The 17,514-nt window shown below is 42.3% G+C and carries 18 protein-coding genes; 12 read left to right on the top strand and 6 right to left on the bottom strand.

Annotation, left to right across the window (positions count from 1 at the left end):
* Positions 1–164 precede the first annotated feature (164 nt).
* Positions 165–1,352, top strand: coding sequence for a tyrosine-type recombinase/integrase (locus R7P35_RS18565; RefSeq protein WP_020433652.1), 1,188 nt, complete (start codon positions 165–167; stop codon positions 1,350–1,352).
* A gap of 36 nt (positions 1,353–1,388) precedes the next feature.
* Here R7P35_RS18565 and R7P35_RS18560 read toward each other — a convergent pair whose 3' ends face one another.
* The 3 genes from R7P35_RS18560 to R7P35_RS18550 all read right to left on the bottom strand — a co-directional run bounded on the left by R7P35_RS18560 (position 1,389) and on the right by R7P35_RS18550 (position 4,880).
* A complete protein-coding gene (locus R7P35_RS18560) occupies positions 1,389–3,029 on the bottom strand; it encodes an ATP-binding protein (protein ID WP_023622715.1) in 1,641 nt (546 codons plus the stop codon).
* A complete protein-coding gene (locus R7P35_RS18555; RefSeq protein ID WP_023622716.1) occupies positions 3,029–4,096 on the bottom strand; it encodes a DUF4297 domain-containing protein in 1,068 nt (355 codons plus the stop codon). Before R7P35_RS18555 ends, R7P35_RS18560 begins: the two co-directional genes overlap by 1 nt.
* 253 nt (positions 4,097–4,349) lie before the next feature.
* On the bottom strand, positions 4,350–4,880 hold the full coding sequence (locus tag R7P35_RS18550) for a hypothetical protein (protein WP_225466716.1): 531 nt from the start codon (positions 4,878–4,880) through the stop codon (positions 4,350–4,352).
* Positions 4,881–5,490: 610 nt separating this feature from the next.
* On the opposite strand from R7P35_RS18550, the gene R7P35_RS18545 reads away from it, so the two are divergent.
* From R7P35_RS18545 to R7P35_RS18500, 10 genes are all read left to right on the top strand, one after another.
* Positions 5,491–5,718 (top strand): helix-turn-helix transcriptional regulator, encoded by a 228-nt coding sequence (locus tag R7P35_RS18545; RefSeq protein WP_001069954.1) that lies wholly within the window; start codon positions 5,491–5,493, stop codon positions 5,716–5,718.
* A gap of 12 nt (positions 5,719–5,730) precedes the next feature.
* Entirely contained in the window at positions 5,731–6,726 is a 996-nt protein-coding gene (locus R7P35_RS18540) for a replication protein RepA (RefSeq protein WP_020433675.1), read from the top strand.
* Between the two features lie 815 nt (positions 6,727–7,541).
* Positions 7,542–7,916 carry a conjugal transfer transcriptional regulator TraJ gene (gene traJ / locus R7P35_RS18535; protein WP_020433683.1) on the top strand — a complete coding sequence of 125 codons (375 nt, stop codon included), beginning with the start codon at positions 7,542–7,544 and terminating at the stop codon, positions 7,914–7,916.
* Positions 7,913–9,673 carry a TraI/MobA(P) family conjugative relaxase gene (gene traI / locus R7P35_RS18530; RefSeq protein ID WP_044366099.1) on the top strand — a complete coding sequence of 587 codons (1,761 nt, stop codon included), beginning with the start codon at positions 7,913–7,915 and terminating at the stop codon, positions 9,671–9,673. The genes traJ and traI overlap by 4 nt, the downstream gene beginning before the upstream one ends.
* Positions 9,674–9,909: 236 nt before the next feature.
* Positions 9,910–10,683 carry a P-type conjugative transfer protein TrbJ gene (trbJ, locus tag R7P35_RS18525; RefSeq protein ID WP_044366097.1) on the top strand — a complete coding sequence of 258 codons (774 nt, stop codon included), beginning with the start codon at positions 9,910–9,912 and terminating at the stop codon, positions 10,681–10,683.
* Positions 10,684–10,685: 2 nt separating this feature from the next.
* A complete protein-coding gene (locus R7P35_RS18520; RefSeq protein ID WP_044366095.1) occupies positions 10,686–10,883 on the top strand; it encodes a hypothetical protein in 198 nt (65 codons plus the stop codon).
* Between the two features lie 2 nt (positions 10,884–10,885).
* On the top strand, positions 10,886–12,178 hold the full coding sequence (gene trbL / locus R7P35_RS18515) for a P-type conjugative transfer protein TrbL (protein WP_044366094.1): 1,293 nt from the start codon (positions 10,886–10,888) through the stop codon (positions 12,176–12,178).
* A complete protein-coding gene (locus R7P35_RS18510; protein ID WP_080871257.1) occupies positions 12,159–12,434 on the top strand; it encodes a conjugal transfer protein TrbL in 276 nt (91 codons plus the stop codon). The genes trbL and R7P35_RS18510 overlap by 20 nt, the downstream gene beginning before the upstream one ends.
* Before the next feature lie 16 nt (positions 12,435–12,450).
* Complete coding sequence (locus R7P35_RS18505) at positions 12,451–12,705, top strand: hypothetical protein (RefSeq protein ID WP_044366092.1); 255 nt, start codon at positions 12,451–12,453, stop codon at positions 12,703–12,705.
* Between the two features lie 72 nt (positions 12,706–12,777).
* Complete coding sequence (locus tag R7P35_RS18500; protein WP_080871256.1) at positions 12,778–12,876, top strand: type I toxin-antitoxin system ptaRNA1 family toxin; 99 nt, start codon at positions 12,778–12,780, stop codon at positions 12,874–12,876.
* Between the two features lie 35 nt (positions 12,877–12,911).
* Here R7P35_RS18500 and R7P35_RS18495 read toward each other — a convergent pair whose 3' ends face one another.
* The 3 genes from R7P35_RS18495 to R7P35_RS18485 form a co-directional block, all read right to left on the bottom strand.
* Complete coding sequence (locus tag R7P35_RS18495) at positions 12,912–14,816, bottom strand: ATP-dependent helicase (protein WP_044366090.1); 1,905 nt, start codon at positions 14,814–14,816, stop codon at positions 12,912–12,914.
* A complete protein-coding gene (locus tag R7P35_RS18490) occupies positions 14,809–16,581 on the bottom strand; it encodes an ATP-dependent nuclease (RefSeq protein WP_044366140.1) in 1,773 nt (590 codons plus the stop codon). Before R7P35_RS18490 ends, R7P35_RS18495 begins: the two co-directional genes overlap by 8 nt.
* A gap of 327 nt (positions 16,582–16,908) precedes the next feature.
* A complete protein-coding gene (locus R7P35_RS18485) occupies positions 16,909–17,037 on the bottom strand; it encodes a hypothetical protein (protein ID WP_004395831.1) in 129 nt (42 codons plus the stop codon).
* Positions 17,038–17,210: 173 nt separating this feature from the next.
* Here R7P35_RS18485 and R7P35_RS18480 point away from each other — a divergent pair, with 173 nt between their 5' ends.
* Positions 17,211–17,396, top strand: a complete 186-nt coding sequence (locus tag R7P35_RS18480; RefSeq protein WP_044366088.1) for a hypothetical protein — start codon at positions 17,211–17,213, stop codon at positions 17,394–17,396.
* Positions 17,397–17,514 lie beyond the last annotated feature (118 nt).

Genomic DNA, 17,514 nt, shown 5'->3' with positions numbered 1-17,514 from the left:
GGTATGATTCATCGGTAATGCCATGGATTACGCCCGATACCATGCTGAGTGTTTTTGATGGGGCATGGTATTAAATTTATATATCTATCTGTTTTGTAAAGATTAATCTCTATTTTTTTAGAGGTTTTTCAGCATGGTATCAAACAAGAATAATAGGTCGAAACATGCTGACTGATACCAAGCTACGCAATCTCAAACCCAAAGATAAACTTTACAAGGTCAATGACCGTGATGGCCTCTATGTTGCTGTCACTACCGCAGGCTCTATCTCTTTTCGCTACAACTACTCGATCAATGGTAGACAAGAAACCATTACCTTTGGTCGCTACGGAGTAGGAGGCATCACGCTAGCAGAAGCGCGTGAGCGTCTCAATGAAGCGAAGAGAATGGTTACTGATGGAAAGTCACCAGCTAAAGAGAAAGCACGTGCTAAGGCGAGAACGAAAGATGCTGAAACCTTTGGTGCCTGGGCCCAGAAATGGCTGCGTGGCTATCAGATGGCCGATTCTACCCGGGATATGCGTCGCTCAGTCTATGCACGAGAGTTAGAGGGCAAATTTGGCAATCAGAAGCTTACCGAAATCACCCATGAAGATCTGCGAGCACTGACTGATGCGATAGTAGAGCGTGGCGCGCCCGCAACGGCTGTACACACGCGTGATATTGTACTCCAGGTGTATCGGTGGGCAATTGAGAGAGGGCAGAAAGTTGAGAATCCGGCAGATCTGGTGAGGCCCGCAAGTATCGCGCGGTTTGAGCCAAGAGACCGAACGTTAACACCGGCTGAGATTGGTTTGATGTACCGCTATATGGAAAAGGTAGGTACAACCCCTTCGATTCGTGCTTCGGTAAAGCTGCTGTTGCTGACTATGGTACGCAAAAGCGAGTTAACAAATGCAACCTGGAATGAAATTAACTTCAGTGAAGCGCTGTGGACGATCCCCAAGGAGAGAATGAAACGACGTAACCCGCACCTGGTATTTTTGTCACGCCAGGCTATGGATATTCTGATCGCCTTGAAGACATTTGCCGGTGGGTCTGATTACATTCTTCCTTCCCGTTATGACTCTGATGCTCCAATGAGTAGTGCGACGATGAACCGAGTCATGGATTTGACATACAAGGCCGCGCAAAAGGAAGGTCAGTCACTAAGTAAGTTTGGGCCGCATGACCTGCGACGAACAGCGAGTACACTGCTGCATGAAGCTGGATACAATACGGATTGGATAGAAAAATGCCTGGCGCACGAACAGAAAGGGGTGAGGGCAGTTTACAACAAAGCCGAGTACCGAGAACAGCGCGCGGCCATGTTGCAGGATTGGGCTGACATGATTGACGAGTGGACTGCTTAAGTTTTATTCCATTATTAGGTACTTTTTTTTAAGGTTTCAGTAGAATAATCCTTTTTCATAGTAAGGCATTATCTCGTCATATGCTTTTTCATAACCATCTGATTTTAGGAGACTATACTTTTCTGTAAGTTCTAATTGATGATAACCATGCATATTGCTTTCTAGTGATACAGCTCCAATAATAACTTGATTATTTACACCTAGATCTTCTGTACATAAAGAAATTAACTTTTCTGTACCTTCTTTGTCTAAATCTTGTTGTTTAGGAGAATCGATTACAATTGGCAACATACTTACTGTAGAGTGTTTTTCCATTGTTTTTAGTAAAGCATAATGATATGCGAAAATAGATCTCGGACTTCGGCTTCCTGTCTTACTCTTAGTAATTTTTCCATATTGTATTAAAGGGGCAATAATAGGTGAACCTATTCCTAATCTATCCTGAGCTATAGCTAAAAATGATTTAAAATCATCATTTATACTTTGTGTTCTTTTTTTATCGGTAAACTCATTTTGTTGTTTTGTTAATGATTCTAAAGCCGTAGTTTGAGCACCGATTTTTTCATGGAGGTTCTTTATTTGTTCATCGAAAGTGAATTCTACTTCCTTACTTGCTTGTGACTTAATTACATCGTGTAGGGTCAATTCACCTCGAACTTCTTTCATCATTAGATTTAATTCTGAACTTAAGGCTTGAGATTGACGTAATTCTTCCTTAATTGTATTGATTTTATTGTCTAAAATTTGTTTTTCGTCATACATTTGAGGGAGAATTTCTAAAATCTGCTCTCGACTTTCGAACATGTGATATTTTTCAACAGCATCATCATTTGTGTGATCACCAAAATTATCTAATAGGTCTCTGCATACTTCTATTTCACTTGCTATTGAGTCTCTATTATTAAGTAGTTCTAGAAGCTGTAACCTGAACTCTGATTCTTTACTATTCAGTTCCTGGCACTTTCCTAAAAATTTGTTTAGTAACTCTTGGTAATAGTCAATATCTATATCAAACAATACGCGTCCAAAAGATTCTTCAAATCTTTTCTTTGCTGCAAGAACTACTTTCAGTGTTGCGCTCAGTTCCTCTAGTTCAAGTTGTATCGTTTTTATTTCACCAACGAGTTCGTAGTATTCTTTAGGTTTTATTCCTGAATGAAATTGAAGAGAATTCTTTTGCCAATCATCATACATGGTTAATCCTGTAAATGATGATAATACAGTATGCCAGCCATTATCTTGATCAATATAAAAAGGTAAATATAAACAAGCAGGGTTGGCCTGAGTTTGTTTGCCTGTTTTTTTATAAGAAAGCTGTAGATTGAAATCAAAAATATCTCTTACTTTCTTTGCGATCGCACTCATATGACTAGATGTTACAATAGGCTTTGTGTCTTCGGAATTTGAAAATATTGATATTCTTTTATTATGTCGTATAAATGAATATAATTTACCCTTAACGCTTATGCATACTTTGGTAATGACATCGTCATCTTTCCAATCTTTATCAATCCGACAATCTCCGCCTAATGTAAAATATAAAGATTTTATTAGACTGGATTTACCTGTATCGTTTTCACCAAAAATAATATTAACCTTAGGTGAGAACTCAAAGTTAAACCCTTTTTTATCTCTTCTTGAAATAATAGATATACTTTTAAAATGTATGAGGTTCATTATTGCTCTCCTCCTACGATATTTTTAATTATCGAGTAGATAATGATGCACTCTTTTTGAGGGCCAGTTAACGCCAAGGAATAATCAGGAATGGAAAGTTCTAATGATTTTACCGTATTCACTATACACTCATGCATGGATGTTTCTGCTGCTTGCTTATCGAAAAGTAAATCAGCCTGATCTAAATACATCTTTTCAACACTATTGGATGATTTTACTGAAATGCTTATACGAGTAAATATTGATTTTAGAGAAAGTAATTGAATGGTATTTTTTCCCATTTCTGCCAGTATTTGTCTAGCACTTTCCCAATCTGGTTGTAGTGATTTTGTAGCGCAGATATTTTCAAGAGTTTCTTTTACGAAGTCAGAAGTAAACCCTTTCTTTTTAATAAGTTCATCAAAACTTCTAATATCAGATGATCTTACTTTAGCTCTATCTCTGCACGCACTCTCTAGGGTTCTAGCAAATGATGATGGATTAATTTCAATATTATCATCAAAATAACTTTCAAAAAAATCGCAAATTTTACCTTTTAAGTGCGAAGAGTGACCTTCTAAACTCAAGTCGGAAGTTAGGAATGTTAGTTTGGCCAGTTCCAAATTGTTGGTACTAGATAACTGTTTAGATACTTTTTCTATTAAATTATCCTGATCTCCTTTTTTGAGATCAGTGGCTTTAAAGTGATTTCTCTTATCGAAACTGAAATAGGCATTAGACACAAACATCAATTCAACGTCTGAATTATCAAACTTTCTTTTTTGCTCAAAAAGTTTACCGATAAAAGAAATTGGTTTTGCCTTAGTAGCAGTAATTAATTTATTCAATGTCCAAGGCTTTTCATTAGTTTTAACCTGAGCAAAGGTAGCTTTTTGAGGGTTTGTTGCAGAGTCAAGGATAAGTACGTCATCATGATACTCAAAAACGAAAACATACTCTTTTCCTTGTAGTTCATATTCAAACATATGAGAAAGAGCCCAGCAGGCTTGAAAATCAAACCCTCTTTGAGCTATTTCTCCACCTCGCTCCGATTGAGGAACTTCAATAAGCCTTTTAGCTAGCACCATTATAATCCTTTATATAACTCACAAGCCCTCCAAACCAACTCATAATTTTCACTAATGGTAGTATCTCATTTGGAGATACTACCATTAGTGAAAGATAGCCATAAAATTATGCGATAACATTTTGTTTTGTATAGTGTATCACTATAGACGCCATTTTTTCGAGTCAGAAAGCATGACTAAGTGAAGCGTATCTCAAAGTGTTAAGTCATACCGGGTGAGTGGATATGTAATCTGATTTTAGCCGCTAAATCTTTTAGGTCTTCGAACCAGATAGTAGAAACTCTTCTCGAATTGATTTTATCGCTTTCGAAACAGCTTGATTTGACAACGGCTTACCCGTGATTTTACCCAGCAATATACCAATATTTTCATTAGATTTGTTCTGTTTGCGAAGAACCAACATGCGTTTTTTATTGTCCGTTAGCCGAGAATCTACCATCTTGCGTGCTAAGTTGCGCAGCTCGGGCACATTAGTTGGGTCCAGTGAAGAGTCCAGCATGAAGTGGTAAAAGTACTCATCAATTAATCTATCTCCGGACTTAGCGTTATGACGGTCTGGATGCGCGATTTGGCGTCGTAATCTCAAGACTTCTTGCTCAAATTGTTCTGCAGAGCGTCTGGCTTGCTTATATAGAGAATTCCAAGAACCATCATGAAGCTTGGGACGATGGTTTAGACAGTAATTCGTACTCAGATCCGGTCGCTTTTTCTTTCCGTCTTTTTCATCATTGTCACGATCATTGTTTTCTCTCTCAATATATCCGTGTTTCGTCCATGTATGCATGAACTGTGAAAACTCTGTTGGGCTTCCACACAAGGCACACAGTCGTGTTTTTTTATCCGACTTTAAACTGATATCAGGCGCTAGTTTTGATCTATTAGGTTTCTTTCCTTCACAAATCATAAACAATGATTTGAGCATATCTTGAGTCGATATGAACAGTATGTCTTGCTCTGTATGGGAACTCTTATCAACAAAGTCGCGTAAATAAAAGTGAATTTGGTCGGCCGTATAACGAAAACCTCTCAACTTGATGAGGTCACTATAGTTACACTTTTCTCTTGAGATAGGGCAAAAGGACAAATACTGGTTTGGAAGGCTACTCAAGTATTCCGATATCACGGGATCAATTACCTGTTTAATCAAGTTTATGATGTTGTGGCTTTTAGACTCTTTCGAGTATGAATGCCATTTCTCCCTAAAAATGCGAATGGCATTTGCCACAGACTTGTCAGAATTCTCCCATACAGGGATATAAAACTGACCTAGTCGTTCTGACGCATCTACCTCAGTTTCAAATCTTTTCATATCCAACTTTTTTGTCCAATGATTAGTCTAATCTACAGGCAGCTCCTGGCATTATCAACCCAAGAATGTTGAAAAGGAGAGGGTTATGAATCCATCAATGACAAACAAAACGCTGATAAATCGCAAGACCTTACTCAGCATGATCCCTTTGTCTGATCGAACCATCTATAACCTGGAACAGCGTGGTGAGTTTCCTCGTCGTATTGTTCTGACCAGCCGAAGTGTTGCTTGGGACCTAGCTGAAGTGGAGAACTGGATAGAAGAAAAGCGCAGGTCTGCGTTAAAAGCCGCAAGACCCGGTTTTATTTGGTAAGTCTGAGTCCACATGACGCTTAAAGATGTAACGGATGTTCAGGCTAGGGGAACCACTCGGCAAAAAAGTGCCTCGGGTGCCACCGGTAAGCTAGAGCTAAGCACGAAATATATCGACAACATCATAGCAATCCAGGAGTACAGTGCTCAGGAGGCTAATGAACTCGGCTTTATTGCTCGGCTTTTGATTCAAGCAACCATTCCGCATAGCAAACCCAAATCGAATGAGTGGAGTCGCAAGAATGGTAATTTCACAATGCACATGATGGCCCCCTCATCGGTAGGTTTGCCTTATGGTTGCTATGCACGTTTGCTTCTGGTTTGGATGACTACTCAAGCAGTAAGAAATAAGTCCAGATTGGATAAGGGTTATATCGGTGAGACAGAGGCGCGTAGGCTTGAATTAGGGAATTCTCAGAGAAGCTTTATGGCCGAACTAGGGTTATCGGGAACTGGGGGGAAAGATGGTTCTATTCCGCGTTTGCGTGAGCAGATGAGCAAACTTTTTAAAACCACCATTAGCGTTATGTTTACGGAACATAATGAAGGTGATGAATATATTTCTGAGGATGAGATTGGTGCCAGAGTAGCGGATGTTTCACATATATGGTGGAGCACAAAGCATCCAGATCAAAATTCATTATGGGGCTCTTGGGTAGATCTGTCGCCAAAGTTTTTTCAACTGATAACAGATAAACCAGTTCCTCTAGATATGAGGGTATTACGGTTGATTAAGCGTTCTCCTATGGCTCTCGATATATATTGCTGGGCAACATACCGAGTCAGCTATTTAAAACGTTCAACAGTCATTCCCTGGGAAGGACTAATGGACCAAATAGGAGCCAATTACCCTAATACTCCTCAGGGACATCGAGATTTCAGAAAACGGTTTCTCGATGGGCTTAAAAAGGTTCAGTATGCATGGCCAGAGCTAGATGCTACTTCAACCGAAAAAGGATTGCTTTTGAAACCAAGTGCTCCACAAGTACCTCGACGGACAAAGCGATAGAGTGAACGGTATGAAACAGTATGTACGCACCATTCTAGATGTTATTAAGCCTGGGTATTTAGAAAGTTATCCACGCATGTTCTGTCCCGCTTTAAAGGGGGTATTTTGCGCATGTTCTGTCCCGGCTTACGCATGTTTTGTCCCGGAGTGCGCATGTTCTGTCCCGCAAAGTGCCAAAAAGTTTTTTAATAACAGGTGGTTGTAGAACTCCCTATAGTACTTTCCTGTAGGTATACCTATATAAAAATTAACCTGTAGTTAAGCAAACAAATATTGTGGATAAGATTTATAAAAATAAACTGCTTAAAACTGTCAATGAAATCATTTTTTGGGAAGTTATGTATTTTCAATTACATGAAAATAAAATGTTTTTTATTCTTTTTTTCTTGGCGTCTAAACATTCATTGACACTTGAGGGGCAGTTAAACACGAAGGCTTTGAATTTAGCCTAGAGCGGAAAGTGTTAGGAAAGCTGTGTTTTTCTGTGTCGTGATATTGGAGTAAAGCCAACACGCATAAATCGCTGTAGACCGCTATTTTAGCGCTATTGAATCATTATAAGTGCGCTGTCATATCGCTATAAGTATCGGACTTATCGGGTAAACATGGTTTACACGGGAATAAACAGTTAAATGCAGAGAAATGCACAAGGGCATGCATAACTTTCCGTGATAAAACCAAAGTTGAAATGCGGGCAGGATGTGTGAAGTAGGCCCTCCATGCAAGCATGGCGAAGCCTCTTCACTTATGACTTATTCGCACCTTCGGCACTCAACGTTGATCCTGCCCTGCGGGGCCTGAAAGAGGAGACAAGCATGGCGAACAACACGAACAAGATCACTCGAAAGAATAGCCCACCGATTAAGGTCTATTGCTTACCGGAAGAGCGTGCGTTGATCGAATCCATGTCAGCACAGGCAGGGCTCAGTGCTTCGACCTATTTGCGCGAAGTCGGCCAAGGCTATCGTATCCAGGGAATTACCGATGCAGAGCATGTACGCGAGTTAGTGCGGGTTAATGGTGACTTAGGACGTCTGGGTGGATTGCTGAAGTTATGGCTTAGTAATGATGCCAAGGTGGCACATGTTGGGGCCAATACGGTCTTGGCAGTGCTTAATCGTATCGAGGCGACGCAAGATCAAATGAGTTCACTTATGGAGTCTATTCTTCGCCCGGGGGCGGACCAATGATCGCCAAGCATGTACCGATGCGTTCGCAAGGTAAGTCTGACTTTGCGGGCTTGGTGAATTACATCACCGATCACCAGAGCAAAGAGCATCGACTTGGTAACGTTCGTTTAAATAACTGTGAAGCGACAACCGTGCGCGATGCGATCAGCGAAGTGTTAGCAACTCAATTCGCGAACACCCGAGCGAAGAGTGATAAAACCTACCACCTCATAGTGAGCCTCCCTAATGGTGAACAGTTAGAAGCGCATACTTTAGCCGCGATAGAAGAGCTCATTTGCCAAGGCTTAGGTTATGGAGAACATCAGCGTGTCAGTGCTGTGCACAACGATACGGACAATCAACATATCCATATCGCGATCAATAAAATCCATCCCACGCGAAATACAATCCATGAGCCTTATTACCCACATAAAAAGCTAGCGGAAATGTGCGAGGCCATCGAGCAGGATTTTGGTTTGCAGCCGGATAATCACATACCGCGCAAGCGCGGGGCCGAATCACGTGCGATGGATATGGAGCGGCATTCGGGTATTGAAAGCTTAGTGGGGTGGGTGAAGCGCGAATGCATGGACGAGATTAAATTAGCCAATAGCTGGCAGGCGTTGCACCAGGTCATGCAGGACAATGGTTTGCAGTTAAGAACCAGAGGAAATGGTCTAGTGATCGTTGCCGACGGTGAAGCGATCATCAAAGCAAGCACCTTGGGACGTGAGTTTTCTAAACCCAAACTCGAAGCGCGCCTTGGTCCCTTTGAAGCGACTGCATCGGATTCTGTTAAGCCGAGCCGCCAATATACACACCGACCTGTTCGCTTGAAGGTGAATACCACCGAGCTATATGCCCGTTATCAAGCAGAGCAGAAACGTGCCGAAGAGAGTAAAACGCAAGCCCTTGAACAGGCTCGTCGTGATAAAGATCGACAGGTTGATAACGCCAAGAGGAAAGGGCGTGGCCGTCGCGCAGCGATTAAGTTAACCGGTAGCAATAAGCTTACAAAGAAGCTTTTGTACAAACAGGCCAGCAATGCATTGAAAAGCGAGCTTGAGCGCATTCACAAGCGTTACCAAGAGCAACGGCAAACGATATATCAAAGCAATAAACGCCAAGCCTGGGCGGATTGGTTAAAGAGCCAGGCATTACAGGGAGATAGAGAAGCCCTCAAAGCGCTACGTAGCCGAGAGGCTGCACAAAAGCTTAAAGGCAACACACTGAACGGGGATGCAGTTCAGGCAGATCTCAAAGCAACGGTCGATACGATTACGAAAAAAGGCACCATTATTTATCGAGCAGGTAACAGCGCCGTGCGTGATGATGGTGAGCGTCTACAAGTGTTGACGGCTTCCAACCAAACCTGTGTCTTAGCTGCACTAAAGGTAGCAATAGAGCGTTACGGTAATCGTATTACCGTGAATGGTTCGCCTGAGTTCAAGGCGCGAGTAATCAAGGCGGCGGTAGATGGCAATCTGTCTATCAAATTTGCCGATCAAGGACTTGAACGCCGTCGTCAGGCATTAATGGCCCAGAATAACAGGGCCAAGCGGTCTGATAAGCTTGGCGTGTTACCGATTGGCAAAGTGCCACCTTCACGCCGTGGCTGGTTGCAAAACCTATCTCAGTTAGAGGTCTTAGCGATACAGTCAGGTCCTGTACCTGAAAAAGCTGTGGTCATGCCAGCACTAGAGCAGCGTAAAGCTAAGCTCCAAGCTGAGCAGGCTGCTAAAAAGGCGAAACGACAACATAAGAGCCGATCACGTTGATGTGATGGCAAAGGAATCGACGGAAGCCCTAACCGCTTCGGTTGGTAATAACACCGATGTTTAACCCTATTTGGCCGCGCGTTTTACGGTGTCGCGCAGGTCGGGCGCCGGGATAGTAAGTGGCGAGCTATCTCTGAAAAGGCCCACATTCACCGCTGGAAACGGCAGGAGTAGGGATCGAGCCCTACAGGTTGGTGAATGCAACTTTTAGTCATAACAACTAAGAGTAATTGATTATGCTAAAACGAAAAATTTTAGCGGCTAAAATTCCCGTGCTTGCTATCTCCTTGGCGTTAAACTTTTCCAATCCTGTATATGCGGGGATTCCGGTTGCTGACGGTACGAATTTAGTACAAAACATAATGTCGGCAATGGAAGCTGTTACACAGACTGCTAAACAAATTCAGCAATATCAAACCCAGTTGCAGCAGTACGAAAATATGCTGCAAAACTCAATGGCCCCGGCTTCTTATATTTGGGACCAGGCGCAGCGCACCATCAACGATCTGAACCAGGCGACCAACACGCTCGCCTATTACCAGAACCAGCTTGGCAGCCTCGATGCTTACCTGGGCAAGTTCCAGGACGTGGCCTATTACCGCAGCTCTCCTTGTTTCTCGGCGGTGGGATGCAGTGATGCCGAACGAGCCGCGATGGCTGAGAACCGTCGCCTGGCGTCTGAATCGCAGAAGAAGGCCAACGACGCGCTGTTTAAGGGACTGGAGCAGCAGCAAGACAATCTTGAAGCTGACGCCCGACAACTTAACCGCCTGCAATCTGCTGCCCAGGGCGCAGACGGCCAACTGGCCGCTATTGGCTACGCCAATCAGCTCGCCAGCAACCAGGCTAACCAGCTCCTTCAAATCCGTAGCCTGCTGATTGCTCAGCAGAATGCCGTTGGCACTCGAATGCAGGCGGATGCTGACCGCGAAGCTCAATATCAAGCGTCCCGTGAAAGGTTGTTCGATATGGGCGAGCCAACCGACCGCTCAGAAAACAGGGGGTTTTAATCATGAAGAATATCACCCGAGTTTTTATCGTTAGTGCGCTGGCCTCTTTCGTTCTGGTGGGGTGCGGTGAAGATGACGGGCCAAAGCCTGCAACGATCAACTGTGACAACCCAAACCTAACGAAAGAGCGGAGGGAAGAAGGACATTGCTTTTGGGATATGGGCGAACCCACTGACCGCTCCAAGAACAAGGGGTTCTAATCATGAGCAAGGTATTCATTCGACTTGTGATGACTCTGATCGTTTTACTGACTTCGAAAACAGCATCAGCGGCCATTGAGCCTAATGGTGTCTTGGATGAAGTGGCCGTGCGTTTCATGACGGCCAGTGCTACTTGGGGCACGGTAATTACAAACTATGCCGCCTGGCTGTTCTGGACGCTGGGTACTATATCCCTTGTTTGGACTGGCGGGACCTTAATCCTTAAACAAGCGGATATAAGAGAGTTCTTTGCCGAGTTCGTGCGCTTCATCCTGACGTTTGGCTTCTTTCTCTGGTTGCTCAGAAACGGCCCAGATTTTGCGACATCAATCATCGACTCGTTGAGAATGATCGGTGCTCAAGCCGGTGGCCTTCCGAGAGATCTAACCCCGTCAGAGCCTATTAGTATTGCGTTCGACATTATTGTGAAAGCTGGTGAGTCCTACAGCATCACAAGCCCGATAGATAACTTGTCTATCTTCTTAATCACGTTGGCAATTTTGGCATGTATGGCGGTAGTGGCGGCCAATGTGTTGTTGGCCTTGGTGACGGCTTGGATATTGATCTATGCCGGTGTCTTCGTACTGGGTTTTGGTGGTTCGCGCTGGACTTCAGATATAGCAATCAACTACTTCAAAAGCGTATTGGGCGTTGCTTTGAAGTTGATGACAATGACGTTGCTCATTGGCATTGCCATGTCGATCATGGACGGTTTCTATGCCGATCTATCCAATGATGCCCCTATGCGTGAACTGCTGGTGATCTTTGTCGTTTCACTGGTTCTTGTGATGCTCATTCACTCGGTTCCCAATGTGGTCGCCAGCCTAGTTCCTGGAGGCGGCGCGGCGGCAGGTGCTGGCAGTATCAGTGCCGGAGCGATGGCCGGAGCGGCTGTTGCCACTGGCGGTATGGCTGCCGGTGCAGCAATGGCTACCGCCGGCGGTGCGTCTGCTATTCAAGCTGCATTTGCAAAAGCGGGTGAGAACGTAGCGAACAATACTGACGTTATGTCGAGCCTGGGCGGAGCATTTAGCGGTGGCAGCGATTCTGATGAAGCTGGCTCCTTTTCCCAAGCTTCCGGTCAATCTTCTAGTGGTGGCGAATCCTCTGGCGGCTTTAAAGGCAGCGCTGTAAAAGCGGGGCGTATTGCAGCGGATACCGGTGCGAATTTGATGAAGGGAATGGGTGATATAGCCGGGGATAGAATCAGTGGCACTACCGGAGGCCGTTTAGCCAGCTCGATCAGAAACAATACGAAAGATGACGGGGATAGTGATGACCAGGAGGGCGACTGACGACGCTTCACCTGCATTTGACAACGATAGCTTAGGCGGTGGCGGTACTGGCTGGATGAATCAAACCGGCGGCTTTGATGACCTATCCAGTGAGGACCAGGAAGAAGCCCGTCAAGCACACGTAGAATGGCAAGAGCGCGATCCGGAAAAGCACACCTTCGATGTTGAGGACTACGTTTCATATGCCCAGGAACGCCAGCAGGAGCGTAACGAAGAGGTTGCCAGCTTTGTTAAAAAGGTCGCATGGCCTAACTAAATAAGGATTACTGATTATGGAGTTTAACTTTCCACCTCAAAACCTTGCGGAGGTAATTGGGTTCTTCGCAGTGATGTTCATTGTGATGCTGGCCTTCTATTTTTTTGGGCAGTGGCTGCACAGCACCGGACACGGCCCGAAGATGAAAGCCATTGCCGACAAAATGGAGGTATTCCAAAACAGGTTGGCCGGGCGTGCTTACAAGGACATGACGAGATCGATCGATCAAATCGACAAAATGAGACGCTGGCGGTTTGGCCGACACAAGTAGTTAGAAAGCACACGGGCCGGTGATGGTGCACCAGCCCGCATTTTCACATACCACCTGTCAGAGAGTTGACACATGACAACCACATATAATATCGAAGTTCAGCAAGCAATGCGTCAGGCAGCTATCAGGCTGGCCGTCCTAGAGCTCATCGACCAGGAAGTCGCCCTGTAGGTTTCGCCCGCCGTGAAGTCCAGTCGCCAATATGTTCACGATCCTTGCATTTCTTTAATAAACCTAGATGGCGCTTGGTATTTTGTATCTCCCCAAGGCATTAATCTATATTGAGGATAGCTTACATAAAGCCATCTTTTAGCCCTTGTTACAGCAACAAATGCACTATTTCGTTCTTCATTTACTTTCTTTTCGGAATTTGCTCTGTAATCGGGAAAAACGCCTTCACACATTCCCATGAGAAATACAATGTCTTTCTCTAGACCTTTCATTGTATGAACTGTACTTAATGTTAGTCCTGTTTTTTCATGTTCTTCTGTTATTTGTCCAAGAGATACTGCATTTCTATATGCTAATAATGTTTCTCCCAACCCCTTTTTCTTGAATTTTGTCCAAGAATGTCGAAACTCTTCTAATTCCTCCATGCTTAGTTTTAGATCCTCAATTTTAGCACTATTATTGCTTTCTTTTTTCGCAATATCTTGGATTTTTTCTCCCAAATCTCTGACAAGTTTTCGTATATTAGGAGCGGATACATCAAGAGAAGAAACTTCTTTCAAAACTAGATATAATAGATCTTTGTTATGTAATTTTCCAGATATTACCTTTTCTGATAGGGATGTTAGAATTTCTTTATTATCCCAGTTATTAGGAGCTTCTACGTTTAAAATTTTACAAAGCTTATTTCCGTCAACCCAATCTTTGAAGTTTAATTTTAGTCTTATAGAGTAATCTAGAACTTTACCAAATAATGATGTTGGCTCATTCCCTCTTTCGCTCTTTCTTAGATGATAGTCAATATTCTCGCCAACAAGAACTTCTTCAAGCTTTTTGAATACAAATCTATTTCTAGCTATAACTACAATTCTATTCAGCGATATTTCGCCTTCAATCTCAGGATGATTCTTTAGGTTTAAGAGGTTATTGATATTATCAACTATCCATTGAGCTTCTTCATTCTCATCACTTAATCGTTGAATTTGAAATATACCGTTCAGAGCTAAATTATTTACAGTTTGTGTTCCTGGCTTAAGCCTATTTGCAACTTCAATGACAGCTTTTGTACTTCTGTAGTTCTCTTTTAGTTCTAATCTGAGAGGAGAAAAATCGTTAACAAAGTATTTTGTTAAATAATCTGATGATGAACCATTAAATCCATAAATCATTTGGTGAGGGTCACCAACCATCATCACGCTTTTTATCTGATCGCCACAGAAGGCCTTAATAAACTCATACTGAGCTCTGTTAAGATCTTGAGCTTCATCAACACAAACGTATTTATACTTTGCTCTATATATCTTACCAACCCAATCTTGAGTTAATAATATTCTATGTGCGTAAACAAGAATATCATCAAAATCAATGCCATTACTGTTTAACAAAGCTCGTTGATAATCTTCAAAGTACTTCCATATACTTACGTTATTTGAAAATCGATTATTGGCTTCATCCTCCGTCATCAACTCTCTTTTTATAATCGAAAAAGCTTCCATGTAATTAGATAGAACTTGTTCTCTGCTCTTCAATTCTTTTTGGTCGGAAACATTAAGGTAATTATCGATATCGATGCCATCTTCACGTAATGACTGGAGAAAGACCTCCATACGATCTTTATCTCTCTCATAAATATGTAGTTCACTTGGTAAGCCAATAGTATGCCCATATTGTTCTAAAATACGCTGTGCTACTGAATGAACTGTAGATATCCAAGTCCTATTCTCTGCCAAATCGCAGTTTGACAGACGTTGCTGCATTTCTTCAGCTGCTTTATTAGTAAAAGTTAAGGCTATTACACTTCCTTTGGGTGAGCTATTTAGTAGAAAACGAACTCTTTCTGTTAAAACCCTAGTTTTTCCAGAACCTGCGGACGCTAAAACTTGAAGTGCAGAATTAATAGGAGCTTGTACAACTTCTGATTGTGCGGATGAAAGATTAATCATTTAGTGCCCACTCCTTAACTTTATTAAATGCATCGATAACTGCTTGAGGAATTAGTTGTTCAGACTGCTTACCATTTGGATTGGAAGAGATAACTTCGGATAAAAAACCAGCGTAAGAAGCTTTTGAACCCCTCATTTTTTCAATAATTTGATTTGAATCTAATGATGAAATTTCTTGAGTTTTTGCGGCTACCCAGCCTGGTATATCACGGCCTCTAGTTTCGGCAAGTACCATTGCACGGTTAATTTCTTCGCGCATATCGAGGCTAACAAGTTCAGCCTCAATATCATTCCCTTCATTTAAGTAACTAATGCCAAATTGATCTGCGGTCAGCTTTATAGGTGTTTCGTCTCGAACTTTATTTAATTGAGATTCAACTTCATCTTTTGTAGTTCCGTCATTATCACTAACGATAAACACCGGTATAGCAAAACTGCACGCCATTTTCAAAAATGGCTTATAATTTTTCCCAGCAACACTTATACAACTTATTCCAACAGAGAAAGGTGAGTAGCCAAAGTGTTTCTCAAACATTGCAGGTATTAGTTGTTCTTCGGAAACACCTTCGAAAAGGATTATAGCCTTGGAAAATAGTATATCGCCACGGACTCTCATAACCTCTCTACGTAAGATATTTATATCTTCTCTATCTAAGCCGCTAATTAATTGGGTTGAATATATAGCTCCCCTTGACCGATATAATCCTCTTAGATCAGAAAGTTCAGACATAGATGCGAGGTATGGTGAGTGTGTACTTACGATAACTTGACCATCAATCTCAGATAATTGCTGAAATAGTGTTCTCTGAGCATTAACATGAAGGTGAGCTTCGGGTTCTTCAGCTGCTATTATTGGAAAAAATGGTTCGGCTTCGTTTTCATGACTTTTTGCCATCAGCTCAACCATTGCTTTTACTGTAAGCATTGATGCCCAACTTCGAGTACCCATGCCGTGATACTCCATTGAATATGAGTTGCCGCCTTCTTCTCCGAAATGGATGCTGAACCTTTTAGATAGATCTCTAATTTTTTTAGGAAATGGTGACAGTTCTGCTTTTCCTTTGCCATCAAAAGACTGACTCAGAGAGTCTAGATGTCCTTTTAAAGTTGTTAGCGGTTGACTTTTATCTATGGCTTGTTGGTTTACTTCTGATATAAGTTCCTCGAGTGCTTCGACATCCTCAGGGTTGTACTCAACGCTTGATAATACCTTTCCAACAAATGAAGAGCGCTCTTTCAACTCATTATGTAAATCTCGCTGAGCATCTATGGGTACATATGGCATAGAGCGTATACGGTTTCTTATTTTATTTTTATTTGCAACAGCTTCATTTATCCAGTTTTCTGCAACCCATTGCTCTAGAGAGTACCTTTCGAGCTGGAAACCACCCCGTACTGTATCCTGAGTGGCGATTGTTCTCATTGCAAAAAACTGATTCCCAGCTGCTTCTTGTTGAATCTTTTCTCCAAATTCCTCTAACCATATATCGTCGAATATTGTCTCTCTTTTCCCCGAAGTATCTACAGGAATAATCCTGATATCTATTACAATTGCATCGGAGCGTTTATCATTCGAATCTATATGGAAGTCTTCATCGGTAAGGTAGCGAGAGTAGTCGCCAAGGGATAGCTGTAATGCTTTGATTACTGAAGTTTTACCGGCATTGTTCATACCAATAAGAACAGCCGTTTTCGGTAATGAAAGTTCTAAATTCGATATACCTCTAAATCCGCTGATGCGAACTCTGTCAACAAGAATGCTCACTATGCCACCCCTTAGCAAAATATTACTTATTTGAAATCAATACACTACTCCATACATAGCATATCATACTCTCAATCAATAGGTGTTAGAGCGCGTATAGACGCTAGAGTTTGACATTATTTATTGAGCTATTTTTGGTTTCCCTTTTTAAGTAATTGTATTAAAAGTATTTTATTTGGGCTAGGGGCATGATTGATTATTGCACGAAGTTGGTTAACTGATGACAACTGTATCGCGTCAAAGTTGTAATGTTAGAAGCTGTTTTGGTATAAAAATATTTAGAACAAGAGTCAGTACCACTTACACTGACTCGGCATTAGGGATGAGTTACTTGGTCGAGGATTTACTCGGCTTTAAGCCCGGAGTGTTTCCTGGAGTTTTTTTGTTGTCACGTCGACGTTGATCTGGTTTACCAGTCGACTTGGCTATTGGTTTTGGCCCTGGTTTCAAACCCATGATTTGATCCTTTTATTTAACGAGGTTATTCCTCGTTGTATAACCTTTGGGCGGTATTGATGGCTTTCAAGATGTGTATGAAAAACAATCTAAAAATATCCCTAAGGTCTCTTGCTGGTAACTCATGTTTTGATGCGTTTTAAAAATGTACTGCGACAAGTTGGAGGAACAATATGGATAGAATTACCTCAGGTCCGCGACGGCTTAGTGTTGAAGAGATACAAGAGCTTCGTCGTGATATGCAAGAATCCTCTGCCTGGGCCAAAGCAGAACTAAAACGTAGACGAGTAGCAAAAAATCAAAAAAATTCTGCGCATGGTATAGATAATGGTATCGAGAAAGGTGACATTTCTAACTAGCTGTTATTTCGATGTATTTTGTGCCCGTTGATATTCGAGTGGGAGTGACGGGCACTGGCTGGCAATGTCTAGCAACGGCAGGCATTTCGGCTGAGGGTAAAAGAACTTTCCGCTAAGC

The organism is Vibrio sp. Vb0304 (assembly GCF_033338995.1).
GTDB lineage: Bacteria > Pseudomonadota > Gammaproteobacteria > Enterobacterales > Vibrionaceae > Vibrio > Vibrio alginolyticus.
This window is presented reverse-complemented; position numbering and strand designations above follow the sequence as displayed.